The organism is Carnobacterium sp. 17-4, from assembly GCF_000195575.1.
In the GTDB taxonomy this organism is placed as follows: domain Bacteria; phylum Bacillota; class Bacilli; order Lactobacillales; family Carnobacteriaceae; genus Carnobacterium_B.
This window is the reverse complement of sequence record NC_015391.1, coordinates 435643-454608: the sequence shown is the minus strand read 5'-3', so window position 1 is coordinate 454608 and position 18966 is coordinate 435643. Positions and strand designations below refer to the sequence as shown.

At 36.9% G+C, this 18966-nt stretch carries 19 protein-coding genes, 1 other RNA gene and 1 other annotated feature; of the genes, 4 read left to right on the top strand and 16 right to left on the bottom strand.

Annotated features, from left to right (window positions below; translation table 11 throughout):
* Window positions 1-11: 11 nt before the first annotated feature.
* On the bottom strand, window positions 12-785 hold the full coding sequence (gene sufC / locus CAR_RS02230) for a Fe-S cluster assembly ATPase SufC (protein WP_013710103.1): 774 nt from the start codon (window positions 783-785) through the stop codon (window positions 12-14).
* Between the two features lie 253 nt (window positions 786-1038).
* On the opposite strand from sufC, the gene CAR_RS02225 reads away from it, so the two are divergent.
* Window positions 1039-1767 carry a gamma-glutamyl-gamma-aminobutyrate hydrolase family protein gene (locus CAR_RS02225; protein ID WP_013710102.1) on the top strand — a complete coding sequence of 243 codons (729 nt, stop codon included), beginning with the start codon at window positions 1039-1041 and terminating at the stop codon, window positions 1765-1767.
* A gap of 82 nt (window positions 1768-1849) precedes the next feature.
* On the opposite strand, the gene CAR_RS02220 is transcribed toward CAR_RS02225, so the two are convergent.
* The 5 genes from CAR_RS02220 to CAR_RS02200 form a co-directional block, all read right to left on the bottom strand.
* Window positions 1850-2323, bottom strand: coding sequence for a PH domain-containing protein (locus CAR_RS02220; protein WP_238526702.1), 474 nt, complete (start codon window positions 2321-2323; stop codon window positions 1850-1852).
* Window positions 2313-3833: a PH domain-containing protein gene (locus CAR_RS02215; protein ID WP_013710100.1), complete on the bottom strand. Its 1521-nt coding sequence runs from the start codon at window positions 3831-3833 to the stop codon at window positions 2313-2315. Before CAR_RS02215 ends, CAR_RS02220 begins: the two co-directional genes overlap by 11 nt.
* Complete coding sequence (locus CAR_RS02210) at window positions 3826-4308, bottom strand: PH domain-containing protein (RefSeq protein WP_013710099.1); 483 nt, start codon at window positions 4306-4308, stop codon at window positions 3826-3828. Before CAR_RS02210 ends, CAR_RS02215 begins: the two co-directional genes overlap by 8 nt.
* 130 nt (window positions 4309-4438) lie before the next feature.
* On the bottom strand, window positions 4439-5776 hold the full coding sequence (gene celB / locus CAR_RS02205; RefSeq protein ID WP_013710098.1) for a PTS cellobiose transporter subunit IIC: 1338 nt from the start codon (window positions 5774-5776) through the stop codon (window positions 4439-4441).
* Window positions 5777-5898: 122 nt separating this feature from the next.
* Window positions 5899-7323, bottom strand: a complete 1425-nt coding sequence (locus tag CAR_RS02200; protein WP_013710097.1) for a 6-phospho-beta-glucosidase — start codon at window positions 7321-7323, stop codon at window positions 5899-5901.
* Between the two features lie 198 nt (window positions 7324-7521).
* Here CAR_RS02200 and CAR_RS02195 point away from each other — a divergent pair, with 198 nt between their 5' ends.
* Window positions 7522-8493 carry a LacI family DNA-binding transcriptional regulator gene (locus CAR_RS02195; protein WP_013710096.1) on the top strand — a complete coding sequence of 324 codons (972 nt, stop codon included), beginning with the start codon at window positions 7522-7524 and terminating at the stop codon, window positions 8491-8493.
* A gap of 163 nt (window positions 8494-8656) precedes the next feature.
* Here the strand turns inward: CAR_RS02195 and CAR_RS02190 are convergent, their stop codons facing one another.
* From CAR_RS02190 to ald, 9 genes are all read right to left on the bottom strand, one after another.
* Window positions 8657-9499, bottom strand: a complete 843-nt coding sequence (locus CAR_RS02190; protein ID WP_013710095.1) for a MetQ/NlpA family ABC transporter substrate-binding protein — start codon at window positions 9497-9499, stop codon at window positions 8657-8659.
* A 107-nt stretch (window positions 9500-9606) separates the two neighbouring features.
* The gene (locus CAR_RS02185) at window positions 9607-10311 is read right to left on the bottom strand and encodes a methionine ABC transporter permease (RefSeq protein WP_041556088.1); all 705 of its coding nucleotides are present in this window, start codon (window positions 10309-10311) and stop codon (window positions 9607-9609) included.
* Window positions 10295-11335: a methionine ABC transporter ATP-binding protein gene (locus CAR_RS02180; protein WP_013710093.1), complete on the bottom strand. Its 1041-nt coding sequence runs from the start codon at window positions 11333-11335 to the stop codon at window positions 10295-10297. Before CAR_RS02180 ends, CAR_RS02185 begins: the two co-directional genes overlap by 17 nt.
* Before the next feature lie 66 nt (window positions 11336-11401).
* Window positions 11402-11666, bottom strand: a binding site (T-box leader).
* 50 nt (window positions 11667-11716) lie between these two features.
* Window positions 11717-12067: a glycine cleavage system protein H gene (locus tag CAR_RS02175; protein WP_013710092.1), complete on the bottom strand. Its 351-nt coding sequence runs from the start codon at window positions 12065-12067 to the stop codon at window positions 11717-11719.
* A 24-nt stretch (window positions 12068-12091) separates the two neighbouring features.
* Window positions 12092-12448, bottom strand: coding sequence for an arsenate reductase family protein (locus CAR_RS02170; RefSeq protein WP_013710091.1), 357 nt, complete (start codon window positions 12446-12448; stop codon window positions 12092-12094).
* A 29-nt stretch (window positions 12449-12477) separates the two neighbouring features.
* A complete protein-coding gene (locus CAR_RS02165; RefSeq protein WP_013710090.1) occupies window positions 12478-13653 on the bottom strand; it encodes an FtsW/RodA/SpoVE family cell cycle protein in 1176 nt (391 codons plus the stop codon).
* A gap of 168 nt (window positions 13654-13821) precedes the next feature.
* Window positions 13822-14817 carry a YihY/virulence factor BrkB family protein gene (locus CAR_RS02160; RefSeq protein ID WP_013710089.1) on the bottom strand — a complete coding sequence of 332 codons (996 nt, stop codon included), beginning with the start codon at window positions 14815-14817 and terminating at the stop codon, window positions 13822-13824.
* A gap of 143 nt (window positions 14818-14960) precedes the next feature.
* On the bottom strand, window positions 14961-15191 hold the full coding sequence (locus tag CAR_RS02155) for a DUF2969 family protein (RefSeq protein ID WP_013710088.1): 231 nt from the start codon (window positions 15189-15191) through the stop codon (window positions 14961-14963).
* A gap of 111 nt (window positions 15192-15302) precedes the next feature.
* The gene (ald, locus tag CAR_RS02150) at window positions 15303-16418 is read right to left on the bottom strand and encodes an alanine dehydrogenase (protein ID WP_013710087.1); all 1116 of its coding nucleotides are present in this window, start codon (window positions 16416-16418) and stop codon (window positions 15303-15305) included.
* 273 nt (window positions 16419-16691) lie between these two features.
* Between ald and CAR_RS02145 the strand changes: the two genes are divergently transcribed.
* The gene (locus tag CAR_RS02145) at window positions 16692-17063 is read left to right on the top strand and encodes a hypothetical protein (RefSeq protein WP_013710086.1); all 372 of its coding nucleotides are present in this window, start codon (window positions 16692-16694) and stop codon (window positions 17061-17063) included.
* Window positions 17064-17306: 243 nt separating this feature from the next.
* Window positions 17307-17673, top strand: a transfer-messenger RNA (tmRNA) gene (ssrA, locus tag CAR_RS12880).
* Window positions 17674-17988: 315 nt separating this feature from the next.
* On the opposite strand, the gene argF is transcribed toward ssrA, so the two are convergent.
* Window positions 17989-18948 carry an ornithine carbamoyltransferase gene (gene argF / locus CAR_RS02140; RefSeq protein WP_041556086.1) on the bottom strand — a complete coding sequence of 320 codons (960 nt, stop codon included), beginning with the start codon at window positions 18946-18948 and terminating at the stop codon, window positions 17989-17991.
* Between the last annotated feature and the right edge of the window lie 18 nt (window positions 18949-18966).

The window sequence follows — 18966 nt, the reverse complement described above, 5'->3', positions numbered from 1 at the left end:
CTTGATCCTCCTTAATCGTCTTCTAACACAATATCTAAGCCTAGTTCATCACGGATACCTTTGTAGCCTTCCGCTTCCAAACGTTTAGCTAATTCGGCTCCGCCTGTTTTAACAACAATGCCGTTCATCATCACGTGTACCACATCTGGTGTCACATAATTTAACAAGCGTTGGTAATGGGTAATGATCAATGCCCCGAAGTTTTCACCGCGCATCGCATTGACTCCTTTTGACACGACTTTTAATGCATCAATGTCTAGACCTGAATCAATTTCATCCAGAATAGCAAATGTTGGCTCGATCATCATCAATTGTAAAATCTCATTGCGTTTTTTTTCGCCACCAGAAAAGCCTTCATTTAAATAACGCTCAGCCATTTCCTCTGGCATATCCAAAACCGCCATTTTGTCGTCTAACTTTTTGATAAAATTCATAACCGATATTTTGTCGTCTTCTGGTCTTCTAGCATTGATTGCTGCACGCATAAATTCAGCATTCGTGATACCCGCGATCTCGCTGGGGTATTGCACGGCTAAAAACAATCCTGCTCGAGCACGTTCATCAACGGCCATTTCTAAAACGTCTTGGCCATCTAATAAAATCTCGCCTTCTGTAACGGTATAGCTCGGATGGCCCATGATAGCGGCAGATAAAGTTGATTTCCCCGTTCCATTTGGTCCCATGATGGCATGAATTTCGTCTGTTTTCATTGTTAAGTTAACACCTTTTAAAATTTCTTTGTCTTCAATCGATACATGTAAGTTTTTCACTTCTAATACGGACATAGCTTGGATTCGCTCCTATGCTTTAGAATTTTTTCACAAATGATACTTCTTCAGTAGTTACTGTCTTTCATACTTTATATTTTAGACTAACCCTCTTGCTTTCGCAATCTTATTAACAAATGCTCTGAAGTTACTTTTCTGCTATAATCAGGTAAACTAATAATGAAAAAAGAAGCTGGCAGAAACAGACCTATTACTTAAATGTGCTGTGTTTTAGTTGTACTGCTTTTATTAATGAAAGGACGGATCGTTTATGAAACCATTAATTGGAATAGCCGGAAATATTTTGTTGAACAATGCCGACCTGAATGGCTTACCGATCACCTACACACCACAAGGATTTGTTAACGGCGTTCGCCAAGCTGGTGCTATCCCTGTTGTTTTCCCAATCAGCGACCCGACTGAAGCAAAAGATTACCTATCAAAAGTTGATGGCCTACTATTAGCTGGTGGACAAGATGTGTCACCGTTGTTATTTGGCGAAGAACCCAGCTTAAAGTTAGGCGCGACCAATCCAGCACGTGATGCCTTTGAGATTGCACTTGTAAAAGAAGCGATTCATCAAGCAAAACCCATTTTTGCTGTATGTCGTGGCTTGCAACTCGTGAATGTTGCTTATGGCGGAACGCTGTATCAGGATGTTTCAGATTACCCGGACTTGACTGTTCAACACATTCAATTGACACACTTTGAAACCGGTGCTCACACGATCACCATTGATCCTGAAAGTAAGATTGGAAAGATTTTTGGCGACCAATATGTAGTCAATACGTATCACCACCAAGCCATCAAAGAGTTAGCTGAACCCTTTAAAGCTGTGGCTTGGAGTAAAGATGGCTTGATTGAAGCATTCGAAGCAAAATCTCCCCACCAAAGTATCGTAGCCGTGCAATGGCACCCCGAATTAATGATTCCGTACGATTTGATGATGCAACGTTTATTTACTGACTTTGTCAAACGCACCATCAAAAAAATGAATTAAAAAAAGCTCGTCCAGATTCTTTCCTTCACAACAGTAGTTCTTCTACTATTGTGGGTCAGATCATGAACGAGCTTTTTTTGTATTATAAACTGTTGCGAATCAATCGCTGAATCCTTTTTTTTAATTCCAAAGCCTCTTCTTCAGGCATCTCCGGCAACTTATGACTTGTAGCAGCTGTTGAGATGGTTAAAGACATGACGCCTAATTTTTTTGCTAACGGTCCTACATTGGATTCGATATTTTGGATGCGAATGATTGGAACCGTGATTCGTTTTTTAATAAAAATACCTGAGATGAAATCAATCTCATCCATTCTATAGTTTACTCTCCAAGACCGATAATGCCACGTTGGCAATACATAAATAGAGATAAATCCTCCAACCAGAGCCAAAGCAATGGTAATATAAATACCTTCTTCTGGCAATGGAGTATGGGGCATGATTTGGTAAAAAAAGTTATACACTAGTGCAACAATGACCATTGGAATGCTATTCATAAACCCATGTATCCTCCATAATTTTAAAACTAGAGGATCCAGCTCTTTTTCAGGCTCCATGCTTTTCACTCCTCTCTTTTGCCATGAACCAATCAAATAATCGCTCACAGTCGGCTTCTTCGATAAAAGACAGTTCTTTACTTTGGGAAGTATCTCCTAAAGCACTAAAGACTTCTACTTTCCCCAATCGACTTCTTTTCAAAAAAGGATTTTGTTTGATCGTTAAATTTAAAATACGATCTTTACGCAAGTAAATGATCTCGGTACCTAGAAAGGTTGTCAACTGAAAGGTCGCTTCTTCTGTGGATAAAGCATAACCTGTCTTTTTGTAACTGCGGTAGCCATAAAAAAGTGACAGCAAGCTACCCGCTAAACCGATCGTCCATGCGTAAGACCATAAAAAGTAAGAAACTAAAGCTGCTGCAATGATCCATAATAGCAATGGAAATTGTACAAACCGTCTAAACGATCGAATTGGAATGATTGTTTGAGCAGGCTGAAAGTTAAACTGCGGAATAATCTCAGCTCTTAACGCTGCAAGTTGATCTTTTTTTATTAACGGCAACAATAAAATTTTTCCTTCTTCAGTGACTTCACTCGCAGCATTTTTCTTATCCACTTCATCATCACTGGTAATCCCTACCCAAAAGGTTGTATAGCCAGCCAGTTTTTGGAACCAATTTTGTTTTTCCCACACGCTTTGAACATTAGCTAAAGCAATCGTCTGGCTTTTAACTTCGAGTAATCCTTTTTCAATAGTCACGTGATTTTTTGTTAATTCAACTTTGTATTCAAAATTCTTAATAATCGAAAGGACTGTAGCTACAACATACAATAAGATAAACAGTAGGACCCCAATAAAAAGGAAAGAGGTAATCGCCGTTTGGCTAAAAATTGTTCCCGCTTGATTAAAAATTGAATCAGGAATAAAATCCCCAAAAACATTTATTGCTCCTACCATTATGATCAGACCTTTAAAAACAGTCCCTCCCATAAAATTCATCTTGAGGATATCTACTAAACTCATGGAATACAATTTTTTCGTGACTCCTGCTTCTTGCAATGAAAAACCACTGTGTCGGTCAATCTGTTTTTCTTCATGTTCTTCATTTCTATCCCTGTCAACATCAAGTGATGTTTCTTTAAGGTAATGCAGTTGGTTCGCCAATTTCAGTGCATCTTCTTTAGACAATGCATCTAACGATATCCCTTTTCCAGGAGTCTTGATCTCCAACTTTGTGACATTAAAAATACGGTGAATCAAATTTTCACTGTAATCAATGCTTTGAATCCGACTAATTTGAACGTCTTTTTCTTTTTGAATAAATAATCCGCTTTTTACTACAAATCGATTTCCTGCGATCCAAAAAGTTGTCCGTATGTACCTTAAAACGTCCACTAGGTACGACAACCCAAAAATCGTAAAGAAAAGGAGTGGCAAAATAAATCCAAATCCTTCCATATCTGGACCGGCAAAAGCAAAGAAAAGAATAGGCAAGATAAAAGAAATCAAGCGTTTATAAGCCTCAGTAACCAGTGTTAATGGGTGTAATTTTTTTTCATTATACATCTGATTTCACCGCCTTTATCTGGTCTAGCAATTGAATTCTTAGCTCTTCTGCATCCTTTTTCAACAACAGTGGGATCTCATGTCCGGTTCCTGCAGTAAAGACTTCGATTATTTGGATTCCATATCTCCTAGTCAATGGTCCTTCTTTGACGACCACGTGTTGGATCCGCTCAATTGGAATCAAAGTTCTCTTTTTAAAAAAAAGCCCCACCATAATTTCAAGATGAAGCGCATGCATCTCATAACGTACAGCCTTTAACTTTAAATAAGGCAATAAGAATAGACTCAATAAAAAATCAATGATCGGCAAAATAATCCAGATAGCCATCAACCAGATTGGCCAATTAAATCGGATAGTCAAAAACATTAAAAGGACAAAAACAGCTAAGGTAAAAAAACTTTCAATAATATCTTTTGTTCGTTCATAGCGAATGGCACGTTTATCTAATTTTTTCGCTGGCATTTCTTTATACACACTAATCACTCCCAACCATTATCCTTTCTTTGAGTGTATCATTATCTTGAAAAGAGTACTATCTAAAACGCTGTTTTAAAGACATAAAAAAAACGAGTGAGAGATCCACTCGTTTTTTTCACTGATTGATTTAAACTGTTTTCGTTTCAGTAATAGAAATGGCTTCTTCCATTTCACTATTTACAGCATCTTGACCTTCAGTTTCAATCATATAGGCTTTGTTATCTACCAGTTTAAAGAACGGATAGTAGATAACTGTACTGGCAGCAATTTGAATGATTTGGAAAACGGCGCCTCGCCAACCACTAACCAAGAAACCTGCAATGACTGGTGGTGTTGTCCATGGTATATTGGCACCATTCGTTATTGGAACGAGTCCAATCGACATAACAAAGTAAGTTGACACAGCCATTAGAATCGGAGTAATCAAAAATGGAATCAGCATGATTGGATTCAACACGATCGGTAATCCAAAAATCAGTGGTTCATTGATATTAAATAAGGCTGGGCCAAACGCTAATTTGCCCAATGTCTTAAACTGTGCTGATTTAGCCATCACTAAACAAAGTAAGGCTAATCCGATCGTTCCACCAGCGCCTCCTACTTTTATGAAGTTTTGATAAAATTGATAGTTTACAATATTGGGAAGTGTTTCTCCCAGACTGAAAGCAGCAGCATTTTCTGCTGTTAACGATAACCAAATGGGTTGCATCACTGCACCAACGATATTAGAACCATGGATTCCAAATGACCATAATAAGATTTCAAAAATTACAATAACTAATGTCGCTGGCAATGAACTGCCTAAAGCAGTCAGTGGTGTTTGTAAAAATTGGAAAATAAACGTTTGAGCTGTTTCATATGAGGTAAAGCTAAACCCGATACGCGTAAAATTAAAGAATAAAATAACAAATAATGCCGGTATTAAAGCTGTAAATGATTTAGCTACGTTTGGTGGAACAGATTCAGGCATTTTGATGGTCCAACCTCTTGCAACCACCCAACGAGTGATTTCAACGGCAACAATTGCTGTAATCATCCCAACAAATAATCCACTTGCTCCTAAATTGTTCACAGGAATTCCAACTATACCCTCTTCTGTAGAAATAGTGGGTGTTAAAACTAAGAAAGCCACAACTGAAATTACGATTGCTGCTAGATCATCTAGATCATAGTATTCAGCTAATGATTTTGAGATACCAAAGATAACAAAAATCGTCATGATGTTCATAGTCATATCATACGGTACCATAAAGTAGGTGGACCAATTTTCACCTAATATAGAAGCCATAAATTCTGGGTAGCCCGTTATAGGTAAGTTAGCAAACAAAAGAAAAATTGAACCTAAAATCAAAATAGGCATAGCGCCAAAAAAACCTGTCTTTATAGCAGATAAATAGCGATTTGAATCTAGTTTATAGGCAATAGGCCCCATCTTATCTTGAAGAAATTCCATAAATTTATCCATTTTTCATTCTCCCTCCATTTTAAAAAGCGCTTACATAATAACTTTTAAATTACTTACCTAGGTTACTAAAAATAGTAGACATAGGTAAGCTCTTTTAATCGGTATTTGCTCACGTTAGTTTATTAGACCATTTGAGCTGGAATTTCTTTATAGTTGCTTTCCATTAACTGATCAACATAGCTAGTTGTTTCAGGTTGGTCAGCTTCGATTTCTTTGATTTTCTCTGCAAATTGTGGCAGGTGTTCTTTATGCGCATACAACATTTCATCAAGTATGGTTTTTGCAAGCGTGCCGCCTGGTACTAAAGGATTGATGGTAAAGGCTTGTAAAGCTGCTCCATAATTCCCTTCAATAGCTGCTCGAATCACCGTTTCCTCCATGGCTTTCATGTTTTGAATGATGCCACGTGCTGCTGGAGTAAATGTGCCCCAGTTGTAAGGCTCTACTCCATGTGCCGTAACGGATCCCGATACTTCAACGATGCTATCATATGGCAAGTCATCGATTGTACCATTGTTTTCCGTTGAAACGACCATATCTGTCCGCTTGTCATTTTGAATGGAAGCAATGATCTCACAAGCTGCGTCACTGTAATGAGTCCCGCCACGTTGTGATAACTCTTCTGGTTTATAATTTAGTGCCGGATCTTTATACAATTCAAATAATCGTGTTTCAGTAGCTTTTACAACTTGTGCTCTTGTTTCACCGTTTTCAAACTCTTCAATAGAATGTTTTAGCATCTCATCTTCAATGTAATAGTAACGGTGGTATCCGCATGGCAGCATACCCAAGTCTTTGATTTGTTCATAGTGGAATTCAGCGTCATGGATATTTTTAAAATCTGTATTTTCGCCTTCTTTATGAGGTCCATAAATCATATCGATCAGTTCAGCAGTTCTTTCTTTTCCTGTTTTATCCCAAACACGGTGCCAGTGGAAATGATTGATCCCAGCAAATTTAAAGAAAAGCTCATCTTCTGGTATGCCTAATTTTTGTGATGCCGTTGAACAGTGTCCAATCGGAACATTACATAAACCAACTGTCTTTTTCCATCCTCCATGTTTAATAGCTGCTTCAGTTACCATACCTGCTGGATTTGTGAAGTTTACCAACCAAGCATCCGGACAAACTTCTTTCATATCTTTAATAATATCTAAAATGATTGGAATGGTTCTAAAAGCTTTCAACATTCCACCGGCTCCATTTGTTTCTTGTCCTAATACACCATGGGATAAAGGAATTCTCTCGTCCTTGATTCGCGCATCCAACAATCCAACGCGAAATTGCGTAGTAACGAAATCGGCATCTTTCAACGCTGTTTTTCGATCTAATGTCAGTTCAACAGTCCAATCTAAACCGGCAGCCTCAATTTGACGCCTAGCCATTGCACCTACAATTTCAAGTTTCTCTTTTCCAGCTTCAATATCTACTAAAACGATTTCTTTAATTGGTAGTTGGTCCTTGCGTTTGATATACCCCTCAATTAATTCCGGAGTGTAGCTTGATCCTCCACCAATTGTAACGATTTTTAATGCTGTTTTCGACATTTATTCTTCCTCCTTATTAAAACGTTTTCAATTCCTACATTTACTATAGTTTATGTAATGCATTACATGTCAAGTACAAACTTTTTATTTATCAAAAATAATTTCAGGATTTTTCTTAGCTGTGTTCTGCGTATTTTTTCTATCGATCATTTGTTATACTGATTACTATACAACCGTTTACAGAAAGAGGTTTTCGAAATGACGAATATGAAAGATATTGCAAAAATTGCTGGTGTATCTTCTGCTACCGTTTCAAGGGTCATTAACAATAATGGTTATGTCAGCCATATTACTCGCCAAAAAGTCGAAAGCGCTGTGGAAAAATTAGATTATGTTCCAAACAGTCAAGCGATTTCGTTGAAAAAAGGAGCGACCAAAACCATTGGCATCATTGCACCGAATATTACTGAGACCATTACTGTGTTAGTCAAGAATTTTACATTAGCTGCCCAAAAAAAAGGCTATACGGTCATTCTTTATTTAACTGAAAATGATCCTAAAAAAGAATTAAGTGCTTTAGAGCTGATGCGCAGTAAACAATTAGATGGTATTTTTTTGATCATTCGTTCGAACGACTGGTCAACTATTGAATCGTACACAAAATATGGTCCTATCGTTACTTGGCAGAGAGTCAAATCTTCTTGTATTTCGTCTGTTTTTATTGATCAGTATGATGGCTATCTTTTGGGGCTTGAACATCTTTATGCTACAGGATGCCGTACGATTATCAATCTATACAGCGATATTCGCCGCTTGAATACTAAAAGCCGAATCAAAGCTTATGAATATTTTTGTGAAAAGTACGACTTGACCCCACATTCACCCGAACGGTTCAATAATATCAACAGCATCCAAGATGGTGAGCGCATTGCTCATTGGTTAGACGAACAAAAAATCAAGCCCGATGCCTTCATGACAAGCTCTGACGCTGTTGCAGCTGGTTTAGTTTCGCAAGCAAAACGTTTAGGGTACTCTTTACCTGAAGATTTTTCAGTGATCGGTTTTGATAATATTGAAATCTCACATTTGTTAGACATCACTACCATTGATTACTCTATACATAAGCAAGCCGAAAATGCGTTTAAGATAATCAACAATGATCTGACTTTACAGAAATTAACACCTGAAGAACTAGCCTTTACTTTAATCGTACGTAAAACAACAAAATAAAACAGCAATCATGACAATTACAGGCTTTTGACGTTCGTTCCCCAAGGGTTTCTAAATTTATCCCGTCTATTCCAAAATAAATTTAACCCCATCGACTTAACTTATTTATCTGCACAAAAAAAGTAAGAAGCCATTTTATCTGCTTCTTACTTTTTTATTTAGCTTATTCTTTTACGGGCACAACTGCTCCATCCCATTCTTCTAAGATGAAATCTTGTACTTCTTCAGATTTCAATACTTCTATCAATTTCAAAATAGCTGGATCTTCAGCATCTTCTGAACGTACAGCAACAATATTTGCATATGGTGAAGACGAACTTTCAATAGCAATTGAATCGTCAAGCGGGCTGATATCTTGATCTACAGCAAAGTTTGAGTTGATGGCAATTAATTCTGCTTCATCTTGTTGGTACAATGTCGTCATCAATGCTGGATCATTTTCGTATTCAAATTTCAAGTTCTTAGGGTTTTCATCAATGTCATCAAATGTAGCTGTTGTAAGGTCTACGCCATCTTTCACGGTTACTAGACCAGCTTCTTGGAAGATTCCAATTACGCGTCCCCAGTCTGCTTGGTTGTTGCTGACTAAGACCGTTGCGCCATCTTCTACATCTTCTAAGCTTTCATAACGTTGAGAAAAAATAGCTAAAGGTTCGATATGAATGCTTCCAGCATTCACAAAATCATAACCATTTTCTTCTACAGCTGCGTCAAAAAATGGAATATGTTGGAAGTAGTTGGCATCAATTTCACCTTCATCTAAAGCCACATTTGGAATGACATAATCGTTATAAGTTGTGATGTCTAATGTGACGCCTTCTTCTTCAAGGATAGGTTTTGCAAACTCAAGAATTTCAGCATGTGGCACATTGCTAGCCCCAATTTTGATTGTTGTTTCTTCTGTTCCTGAACCGCTTGATTCGTTGCTTCCTTCGTTGCCACAAGCAGCTAATGTTAGTACTACCCCTGTTGTTACTAATGCTGATAAAATTGTTTTCTTTTTCATCTTTAAATCCCCCTATTTTTCACTGTTTTTTTAACGCTTTTAAATCCCCTATTTAAACTGCAATACTGTTTTTTAATCAGCTAATGATTATTATTTATTTAGCTGTTTTAACGTTTGTCTACTTTCTTAACGATCACATCTCCAATGGCTTGAATAATAAAGACAATGACTAAAATGATCAATGTTGCAACTAGAGTTACGGCTGGCTGGTTTCGTTGGAATCCATCAAGATAAGCGAGGTTTCCTAAACCGCCTGCCCCAATCACGCCGGCCATTGCGGTATACCCTACTAAAGAGATGGTTGTGACTGTAATTCCTGATACAATAGCTGGCAGACTTTCTGGAATCAAGACTTTATAAATAATTTGCCATTTGCTGGCCCCCATTGCTTCAGCTGCTTCAACAACACCTTTATCGATTTCTCGAAATCCAATTTCAACCAGTCGTGCAAAAAATGGTGCTGATGAAATAATCAATGCTGGCAATGCAGCTATTGGCCCAATGATAGACCCTACAAGTGTTTTTGTGATTGGTATCAGCAATACGATTAAAATAATGAAAGGAATAGAGCGGAAGATATTGACTAAAATAGCAACGACTCTGTACAATGTTTTAGCTGCCAACGTATCTTTCCCATTTGTTTCATACAATAGTAAACCTAGCAGCAAACCTGCAAAAAAGATGATAACTACTGAACCGATTGTCATACCGATCGTCTCTAAAGTTGCTTCTTGCATTTTTTCCCAATCAACTTCTGAAAAGTCGAGATATTGTGATAAAACACTCGCTCCTAAATTAAGCTTCGACAACATGTTCTACCACCTCTACTTCTACTTTTAGTTTTCTTAATTCTTCGATAGCCACTTCAATTTTTTGATTTTCGCCTGTTAGTTGGACATAAAGAGAACCAATTGCGCCATCTTGTGTTTGTTGAATGTTTCCTTGAATGATGCTTAAATCAACGCCATCATCTCGAACAATTTTTGACATGATTGGCAACTTGGCTTGTTGTCCGTGGAACGTTAAGTGAACGATTTTTCCTTCTGGATATTCTGCCAATAATTCCTCAAAAATCATATCGGTGTCTTCACTGTCTGGATTTGCATCTTGGCGGATAAAGCGTTTAGTAATATCTTGCTGTGGTTTTTTGAATACATCAATGACAGAACCTTCTTCAACAATTTTCCCATCATCCATGACTGCAACTTTATCACAGATTTTGCGAATCACGTGCATCTCATGTGTGATCAAGACAATCGTTAGATTTAAGCGCTTGTTGATGTCTAATAGTAAATCGAGTACTTCATCCGTAGTCTGCGGATCAAGTGCACTTGTTGCCTCGTCACACAACAATAATGTTGGATCATTAGCTAATGCTCGTGCAATTCCTACACGTTGCTTTTGACCACCTGAAAGTTGAGACGGATAAGCTTTTTCTCTTCCTTCCAACCCTACTAAACCAATTAGTTCTTTTGCTCTAGCTTCGCGTTCATTTTTAGGCATTTTTGCCAATTCAAGTGGAAAAAGAATATTTTCTTCAACTGTCCTAGACCATAAAAGGTTGAAATGTTGAAAGATCATCCCAATTTTTTGGCGTTCTTTTCTAAGTTTTTTTCCTTTTAATTGCGAAATAATATTTCCTTCAATAGATACGGTACCGTCTGTTGGCGTTTCTAACCCATTGAACATTCGAACCAATGTACTCTTTCCAGCTCCAGAATACCCAACGATTCCATAAATTTCACCATCTTTGATGGAAACATTGATATCTTTAACAGCCGTTAAACTGCCTTGTTTTGTTTGAAATACTTTTTTTATATTTGTTAGTTCAATCACTTCTGGTCACCTCCTAATTCATTCAAATAAAAAAACTTCCATCCCTATACCAAGCGCACTGCTTACTATAAGGACGAAAGTTCTGACTTTTCGTGTTACCACCTTAATTTGTTGATTCATCACTAAATCAACCTCATACAGTACTCAAGCATTTTTCAACTTTTTTATACTGTGGCACGTTATCGGGTGCACCCGGAATAGGCTTATGCCAAGGCATTCACTTATTCTGCTCAAAGACCATCTTCGGTTCAATTCCCATTACCTATTTTCAGCAAACAAGGCTCTCTATAAATGGTTATTACAAACGTACTCTTCTTATCATCGCGTTATTGATATTTAACATATTCTAACAGAGCATTTTTTCCCTGTCAACTTTAATTTCTAGACTTCAGCCGACAATTTTTCAAAAGCTTCTGGTTCTACATCTTTTAATTCAAGAATCCAATTGTCGTTTTTGTCCATGCTGTTTAGTTTTTCAGGATTATCTGTTAGTTCTGCATGGAATTGAACGACTACACCCGTTAATGGAGACAATAATTCAGTAACAGCTTTTGCCCCTTCAACTCCTAGTAAGACATCATTTTCACGCACTTCAGCTAGCATACTTGGAAGTTCAACAAACATGACTTCTCCTAAATCGTCTTGCCCTTTTTCAGATAATCCAATACGGTAATTGTCGCCTTCTTTTAGTACCCACAAGCCATTTTCACTATATTTCATTTGCTTTTCCAATTTGATCGCTCCATTCTGGTTTTTTTATTTTATCCAAGTCTGTTCATAGACATCTTCTTTAAAACCAAGAGTCGTTGTTTTGCCATCAGTTAGTAAAGGCCTTTTAATCAACATTCCATCTGAAGCCAAAACAGCTGCACATTCGGTTATATCCATGTTTGGCACCCTCGTTTTCAACCCTAATTCGCGGTATCGGTTCCCGCTAGTGTTAAAAAAGCGAAGTACAGAAAGATCCGTTTGTTTCATCAAGTTGATTAATGTTTCTTGTGTTGGTGGATTCTCAATCATATTTATCGCACGGTACTCGATTAAATGGTCATCCAGCCATTTTCTTGCAGCCTTACAGGTTGAACACGTCGGATGCTGATACAATTCAAGCATTGAAACTCACTCCAATATAGTACTCTTTTTTATTTAAAATCTTCATCTTCCTGAGAGAACATGTAACTGCGGTAATGGTACCTCATGGACATAATGAGTCCAACACCCATCATATTTCCTAACAGCGCCGTTCCTCCTTGAGAAATAAATGGCAGTGGTATCCCAGTTAATGGAAGCAATCCAATACTCATCCCAACATTTTCAAAAACATGGAATAGAATCATCATGATAACGCCTGTCGCAATATATGCATAAAATTCGTTTTTCGTATCAAAACAAATGCGGATCATCTGATAGATCAGTAAGAAGTAGATAAAGATTAAAATACAACTACCAAGAAAACCAAAATTTTCTCCAATCGTTGAAAAAATCATGTCAGACTCTCGAACGGGTACATACACTTCTGATGTCCCAAATCCTTTACCAAACATTTTACCTGACCCGATTGCTTTAATACTCTGAATCAGTTGATAAGAGGTATCACCTGAATCTCCGTATGGATTTAGCCAGGAATCTATCCGAGAAAATTGATACGGTTTAAAACCCAATCGTAGTAAAAAGTCACGATTGTATACAACTAATATAAGTAAGGTTCCACCAAGCGCGGCCACTCCTGCAAATAGTGGCATAATGATCTTCCAAGAGACTCCTGAAATCAACACTAAACCAATAATAATGGCAATAAACACTAATGTTGAACCTAAGTCATTTTGTAGCATAACTAGTACAAGTGGCGGAATAGACGTTAATATGATTTTGCCTAACAATAAGAAATCTGCTTTAGGGTAATGAGTGGGGTAATCGCCGTTGTGTTTTGTAACTACACGAGCCAGCATTAGAATAAAGGCTATTTTCATGATCTCCGAAGGCTGAAAGGTTAGTGGACCTATCTTAAACCAGCTTTTTGCTCCGGTACTTAACTCAGTCGGCCGGTCATAAAAGAATAGCACCAGCACTAACAGAAAGAGCCCAAATCCATATGCTACCGGTGCCAATTTCCATAACTGTTCAGAATCAAACTGCATGATCACAACGATGGCAACTGCACCAACGACGTACCAGATGACTTGCATCAATGTAGCACCGATTCCAGAGTTCCCAGTTAAATGAGTGGTTGAATAGATAGTCGCAATACTAATGATTGCTAGCAACAATACGGATAAGATAATCCCATAATCTATTTTTGTTTCTTTATTTTCTATCATTTTTTAAAATTCTCCTTGTGTCCTATCTATTAAAAAATGTCTTTATCAAACTTCATCCATTATATAAGAAAACCAAGCTAAAAAAAAGGGCTGTCTCCTTTCTTAGAAAAATCTTACGGTGCTCTTCTATTAACTACGACTAAAGAAAAAAGAAAACTGAGTCTTCACTCAGTCTTCTTTGTGTTTCTCTACTGTTTTTAATTTCACTAATTTTTTATGTTGAATTGCTTCTGATTGATCTGGGTACTCTCTTTCAATTTCGACTTTTTCTTCTTTATCTTTTTCAATCTTAACTTCCTGAACCGATTTACCTATTTTAATTTCAAAGTAAACGGCATTGATTAGTGCACCTAACAGTAAAATTATAGCCGATAAATAGAGCCACAGCATTAAAACAATGAATACCCCAAACGTCGCACTAGCAGCTGCTTCTCCTCCAGCAAATTGCACATAGAGTGTAAAGGCTTGTGATAAGACCATCCAACCTATCGTAGCAAATACTGCTCCTGGAAGAGCATATTTGATGTGCATACGATGATTTGGTACTAAGAAATAAACCATTGTAATGATTAGAATCAAGACGATAAATAAAACCAACCATTTATAACTAAACACTTGTAGAACTAAGTCTAACTCAATTCCAACAAAATCTTCAAGGAATAACAAAATAAATTCACCAAAGACAAAGACAAAAATCACTACCCCTACAATAGCCACAATAGCTAACTGTACTAAGAAAGAAACTAATCGAACAATAATAAAATTATTTCTTTTTTCTACACCGTAGACCTCATTCAATACATCTTGCAAAGCATTAAAAGCTTTACTGGCCGACCACAATGACGTAATCAAACCAATAGATATAGCGCCTCCGCTTGAACTACTTAAATAATTTTCTAGAATTGGAGCTAAAACATTGTAAATATCCGGCGGGACAGCTGTTTCTACCATTGGCAGTATGTCAGCTGCATCTATAGGAAAAAGGGGAATAACGTTCGCTACAACCAATAAAATTGGGAATAAGGATAATAGGGTGAAGTAAGCAAGTTGAGCTGCATTTGCTGATACTTCAGCTCTTGCCCAATTGGGTTTAAATACTTCTAGGAAATGCTTAAATTTATCTTTAAAAGAAGCTGACTTGGCATTCGTTGACAAAACAATCACATCCTTTACGTTATGTATAGAAAAAGCATAGCATAGATGGGTTTAAAAAGCTTTTAGGACGCTCTTAATAACAGCATCCATAAAAAAAGATCGATCCTAAAGCAGGATCGATCTTTTAGATTTAATTTGTTATACGTTCAAATTTACATTTGGTATAAATTATAGTCCATAATTAATTTATTTATACCTTCATCAACAGTTCTCACTTTAGACTCTGTTCCTGAATTGGTTTTTACGGTAACAGTTTGGCCTTCTTCTTGTTGCAATTGACCAATTTTTTCGTCATTCACATAAAGCTCTAACTCAACAAAACCTTCTCTATTATTAGGGGTTTCTTTTACTTCTACTTGAATTTTTTTATTTCCTTTTGACATGCGAATGCTCCTTTTTGCAGTTAGTTTCTTCATTAGTATACTGCATTTCGGAAAGAAATTCATTTATTTATGCATTTAATGCAACTTCTACTTCAAAACACACTGGCTTGATTATATAAACGAACTCAATGCTTCATGATACGGAAGATTTAATGACTCTCCAACTTCTTTTTTAGTCAATTTTCCAGCCATAACATTAATGCCTGTATAAATTGTTGCATTTTCTTTAGCGGCTTTTATCAACCCTTTATTTGCGATCTCAACTGCATAAGGAATAGTTACATTGGTTAAAGCTAGAGTAGATGTTTTTGGAACAGCTCCTGGCATATTGGCAACTGCATAATGTACAACTCCATGTTTTACGTACACAGGATCATCATGTGTCGTCACTTCAGATGCTGTTTCAAAAATCCCCCCTTGGTCAACCGCTATATCAACGACAACCGAACCTGGCTCCATTTGTTTAACCATTTCTTCTGTCACTAAGGTTGGTGCTTTAGATCCTGGAATTAATACAGCTCCGATTACTAAATCTGCTTCTTTAACCGCTTTTGCAATATTGTATTCATTTGACATCAGTGTGTTGATTCTATTTTCAAATAAATCATCTAATTCTTCTAATCGTTTAGGATTGACATCTAAAATGGTCACTTCTGCTCCCAGACCAATTGCAATTTTAGCTGCATTCGTTCCGGAAACTCCGCCACCTATAATGGTTACTTTTCCTTTTTGAACTCCAGGTACTCCGCTTAACAAGATACCTTTTCCTTGATTGACACTCTCAAGAAATTCAGCACCGACTTGTGCAGCCATTCTTCCGGCAATTTGGCTCATTGGCGTCAACAAAGGTAACGTTCCGTCAGTTCCAACCATTGTTTCATAGCCGATAGCTGTAACTTCAGCCTTCATCAGCTCTTTAGTTAATTCTAAAGCTGGCGCTAAATGCAAGTAAGTGAACAGTATCATACCTTTTTTGAAATACTTGTATTCACTCGGAATAGGTTCTTTTACTTTAATGATCATTTCAGCATCCCAAATTTGCTCAGCATCTTCAAGCAACGTGGCTCCTGACAGTTGATAGTCTTCATCCGTAAATCCGGCAGTCTTTCCTGCATTCACTTCTATGATGACTTCGTGTCCATTTTCCACAAGGCTATTTACACCGGCAGGAGAAATAGCTACTCGACTTTCGTTGTTTTTTATTTCTCTTGGTATCCCAATCTTCATTGTTCGTAACCTCCATCTTTATAACTTCTATGTCCATTGTAACGCTGAATCAAATAGAACCCAACTATTTTGGAGCATTCTCTTTATTTCTCTTTCATTATTCTTTATCAAATCTATTCATTTTCAAAGCTAATTTAAACAATTCTTAGTATCCTAGACATATTTTGTCTATAAGAACACCTATTATTTAATTCTATTTTTAAATTCTATGTTCATTCTGTTTAGAATATTATATAATCAGTTGTTGTTATTGTTATTGTGGAGGTGTAATTAGTGTTAATCGATGTTAACGATATGTTTTTTAATGAATTAGAAGAGGTTTCAACTTCACTAGATATGACTGTTGGAGAATACTTAGAAAACCTTCATGAAAAAAACCAAAATTTAAAACATGTTTTACTAGAAGATAAAGAAGGTCTCCAAGAATTCGTAAAAAAATACCATACATTATTAGACGATTTGTTTATACTGAATCGGGAAGCCTTAGCTATTGTTAGCGAACATGATGATGCTGAGCTTATGAAACCTGTATTTTTGAAATTATCAAAAATTGCAAATGGTGATATTACTGTATTGTCTAAATTATACGATGTTTACGTTCAAGCATCCGAACAGCAAATAGTAAGTTCTTCAACTTTAGAATAACTTACATCCATTCTAATGACTAAAATAGAAACCAAAAAACACATCTTTTTAAGATGTGTTTTTTAATTTCTATATTATCTTGAAGTACCTAGCGCAATCCTTAATCATTTCTAAGAAATCAATCTAGAAACTGTTTCTCACCCTTTATTTTCTTTTCCGCTAAAATATGTTATACTATTTAGAGAGAGTTAACCAGATTAATGATGATTCAAAACAGAACATTCTCTGTATACATCCCATTTAGGGAGCGTTACGGAATCGACAGGTATAGGTCGAGCTTGGATCGCGTTTCGTAGGTTACGGCTACGCTAAAACGTTACAGTTAAATATAACTGATAAAAACAATAATAACTCTTACGCTTTAGCTGCGTAATAACAGCTTAGTGTAGATCCTCTCGGTATCGCCCATGTGCTCGAGCAAGGGTCCTATAATTAGTGGGATACGCTAAAACTTTCCGTCTGCAAGTTTTAGAAGAGATCATCAGACTAGCGACGTATGATGCCTGTTGTGCGGCTAATACTGAGCGAAACCTTAATAGTACAACTATGAACGTAGACGTCTAGGTGCCGATATATTTGGACAGGGGTTCGACTCCCCTCGCTTCCATAGGAAATTAGTTGGAACAACTAGTAAGATAAGGTTTGGTAAATACTGCTATTTCAGTATTTATCGGCCTTTTTTTTGTAGTTATTTACTAATTTGCGCGAGTATTGTCAATCATCTTTCTGGAGGAATAGGAAGTACTTGTAGCCATGTAAAGGCAATAAAGTAGTCGTTATGAATAAGTCTCCTCTTAAAATGAAGTTGACTGCTGACTTATTCATTAATAATGTTGTTCTACTTTTAGCCAACTCAGTATCTAGTGTACAATTTTGTGTCATCTAACCTAAAAAAGCCATCAGGAATTAATTCCTGATAGCTTTTTTAGATTTTAAGATTTTCCATTAATTTTTTCAATACAGCTTTTTGGGCATGCAAGCGATTCTCTGCTTCATCAAATACAACGGAGTGGTTGCCATCAATAATTTCAGCGGTCACTTCTTCGCCGCGATGTGCAGGTAGGCAATGTAGGAATATAAAATCCTCTTGTGCATAATGAGTCAGTGCTGCATTCACTTGATAAGGCAGAAATGCCGTTAATCGTTCTGTTTCTTCACTTTCCATTCCCATACTTGTCCATACATCCGTTACAACAATATCTGCTTCTTTTACTGCTTCTATTGGATCATATGTAAAGTGGATAGTGGCTCCTAGTTTTTCAGCTTTGGTTTTTGCGTGTTGAAAAACAGCTTCTAGAGGTTCATACCCTCTGGGACTAGCTATGCGCATATTCATTCCCATAATGGCGGCTCCCTCCATTAATGAATGGGGCATATTATTGTTCCCATCTCCTACATAAGCCATTGTTAATCCTTCTAATTTTCCCTTTTTTTCATAAATCGTCATTAAATCTGCTAGAACTTGCATCGGGTGGTGTTCATTGGTTAATCCATTTATAATAGGCACCGACGAATTTTCTGCAAATTCCTCAATGATTTCGTGTCCAAACGTGCGAATCATTAGTCCATCCACATAACGAGAAAGCACTTTTGCAGTATCCGCGATACTCTCACCTCTACCTAATTGGATATCCTTCGAACTTAGAAATAAGGCATGGCCTCCTAATTGCGTCATACCTACTTCAAAAGATACCCGTGTTCGTGTAGAAGACTTTTCAAAAATCATACCCAGTGTTTTCCCTTGCAAGTGTGGATGTGGAATTCCTGCTTTGGTTTGTTGTTTCATGACGATTGCATCTTGAATAAGTGCAGTTAACTCTTTTCTTGTTAAATCCACTACTTGTAAAATATCCTTTTTGCTTAGTTCCCAATTTTGTTCTGCCATTCTCAATTTCTCACTCAC

Excerpts from the sequence above, each read along its gene's own strand:
- CAR_RS02215 (WP_013710100.1), bottom strand. The coding sequence starts at position 3,833 with ATGTATAATGAAAAAAAATTACACCCATTAACACTGGTTACTGAGGCT.
- sufC (WP_013710103.1), bottom strand. The coding sequence starts at position 785 with ATGTCCGTATTAGAAGTGAAAAACTTACATGTATCGATTGAAGACAAA.
- CAR_RS02170 (WP_013710091.1), bottom strand. The coding sequence starts at position 12,448 with ATGCTTGAATTGTATCAGCATCCGACGTGTTCAACCTGTAAGGCTGCA.
- CAR_RS02165 (WP_013710090.1), bottom strand. The coding sequence starts at position 13,653 with ATGATAGAAAATAAAGAAACAAAAATAGATTATGGGATTATCTTATCC.
- celB (WP_013710098.1), bottom strand. The coding sequence starts at position 5,776 with ATGGATAAATTTATGGAATTTCTTCAAGATAAGATGGGGCCTATTGCC.
- CAR_RS02225 (WP_013710102.1), top strand. The coding sequence starts at position 1,039 with ATGAAACCATTAATTGGAATAGCCGGAAATATTTTGTTGAACAATGCC.
- CAR_RS02220 (WP_238526702.1), bottom strand. The coding sequence starts at position 2,323 with ATGGAGCCTGAAAAAGAGCTGGATCCTCTAGTTTTAAAATTATGGAGG.
- CAR_RS02200 (WP_013710097.1), bottom strand. The coding sequence starts at position 7,323 with ATGTCGAAAACAGCATTAAAAATCGTTACAATTGGTGGAGGATCAAGC.
- CAR_RS02185 (WP_041556088.1), bottom strand. The coding sequence starts at position 10,311 with ATGTTGTCGAAGCTTAATTTAGGAGCGAGTGTTTTATCACAATATCTC.
- argF (WP_041556086.1), bottom strand. The coding sequence starts at position 18,948 with ATGGCAGAACAAAATTGGGAACTAAGCAAAAAGGATATTTTACAAGTA.
- CAR_RS02190 (WP_013710095.1), bottom strand. The coding sequence starts at position 9,499 with ATGAAAAAGAAAACAATTTTATCAGCATTAGTAACAACAGGGGTAGTA.
- ald (WP_013710087.1), bottom strand. The coding sequence starts at position 16,418 with ATGAAGATTGGGATACCAAGAGAAATAAAAAACAACGAAAGTCGAGTA.
- CAR_RS02195 (WP_013710096.1), top strand. The coding sequence starts at position 7,522 with ATGACGAATATGAAAGATATTGCAAAAATTGCTGGTGTATCTTCTGCT.
- CAR_RS02155 (WP_013710088.1), bottom strand. The coding sequence starts at position 15,191 with ATGTCAAAAGGAAATAAAAAAATTCAAGTAGAAGTAAAAGAAACCCCT.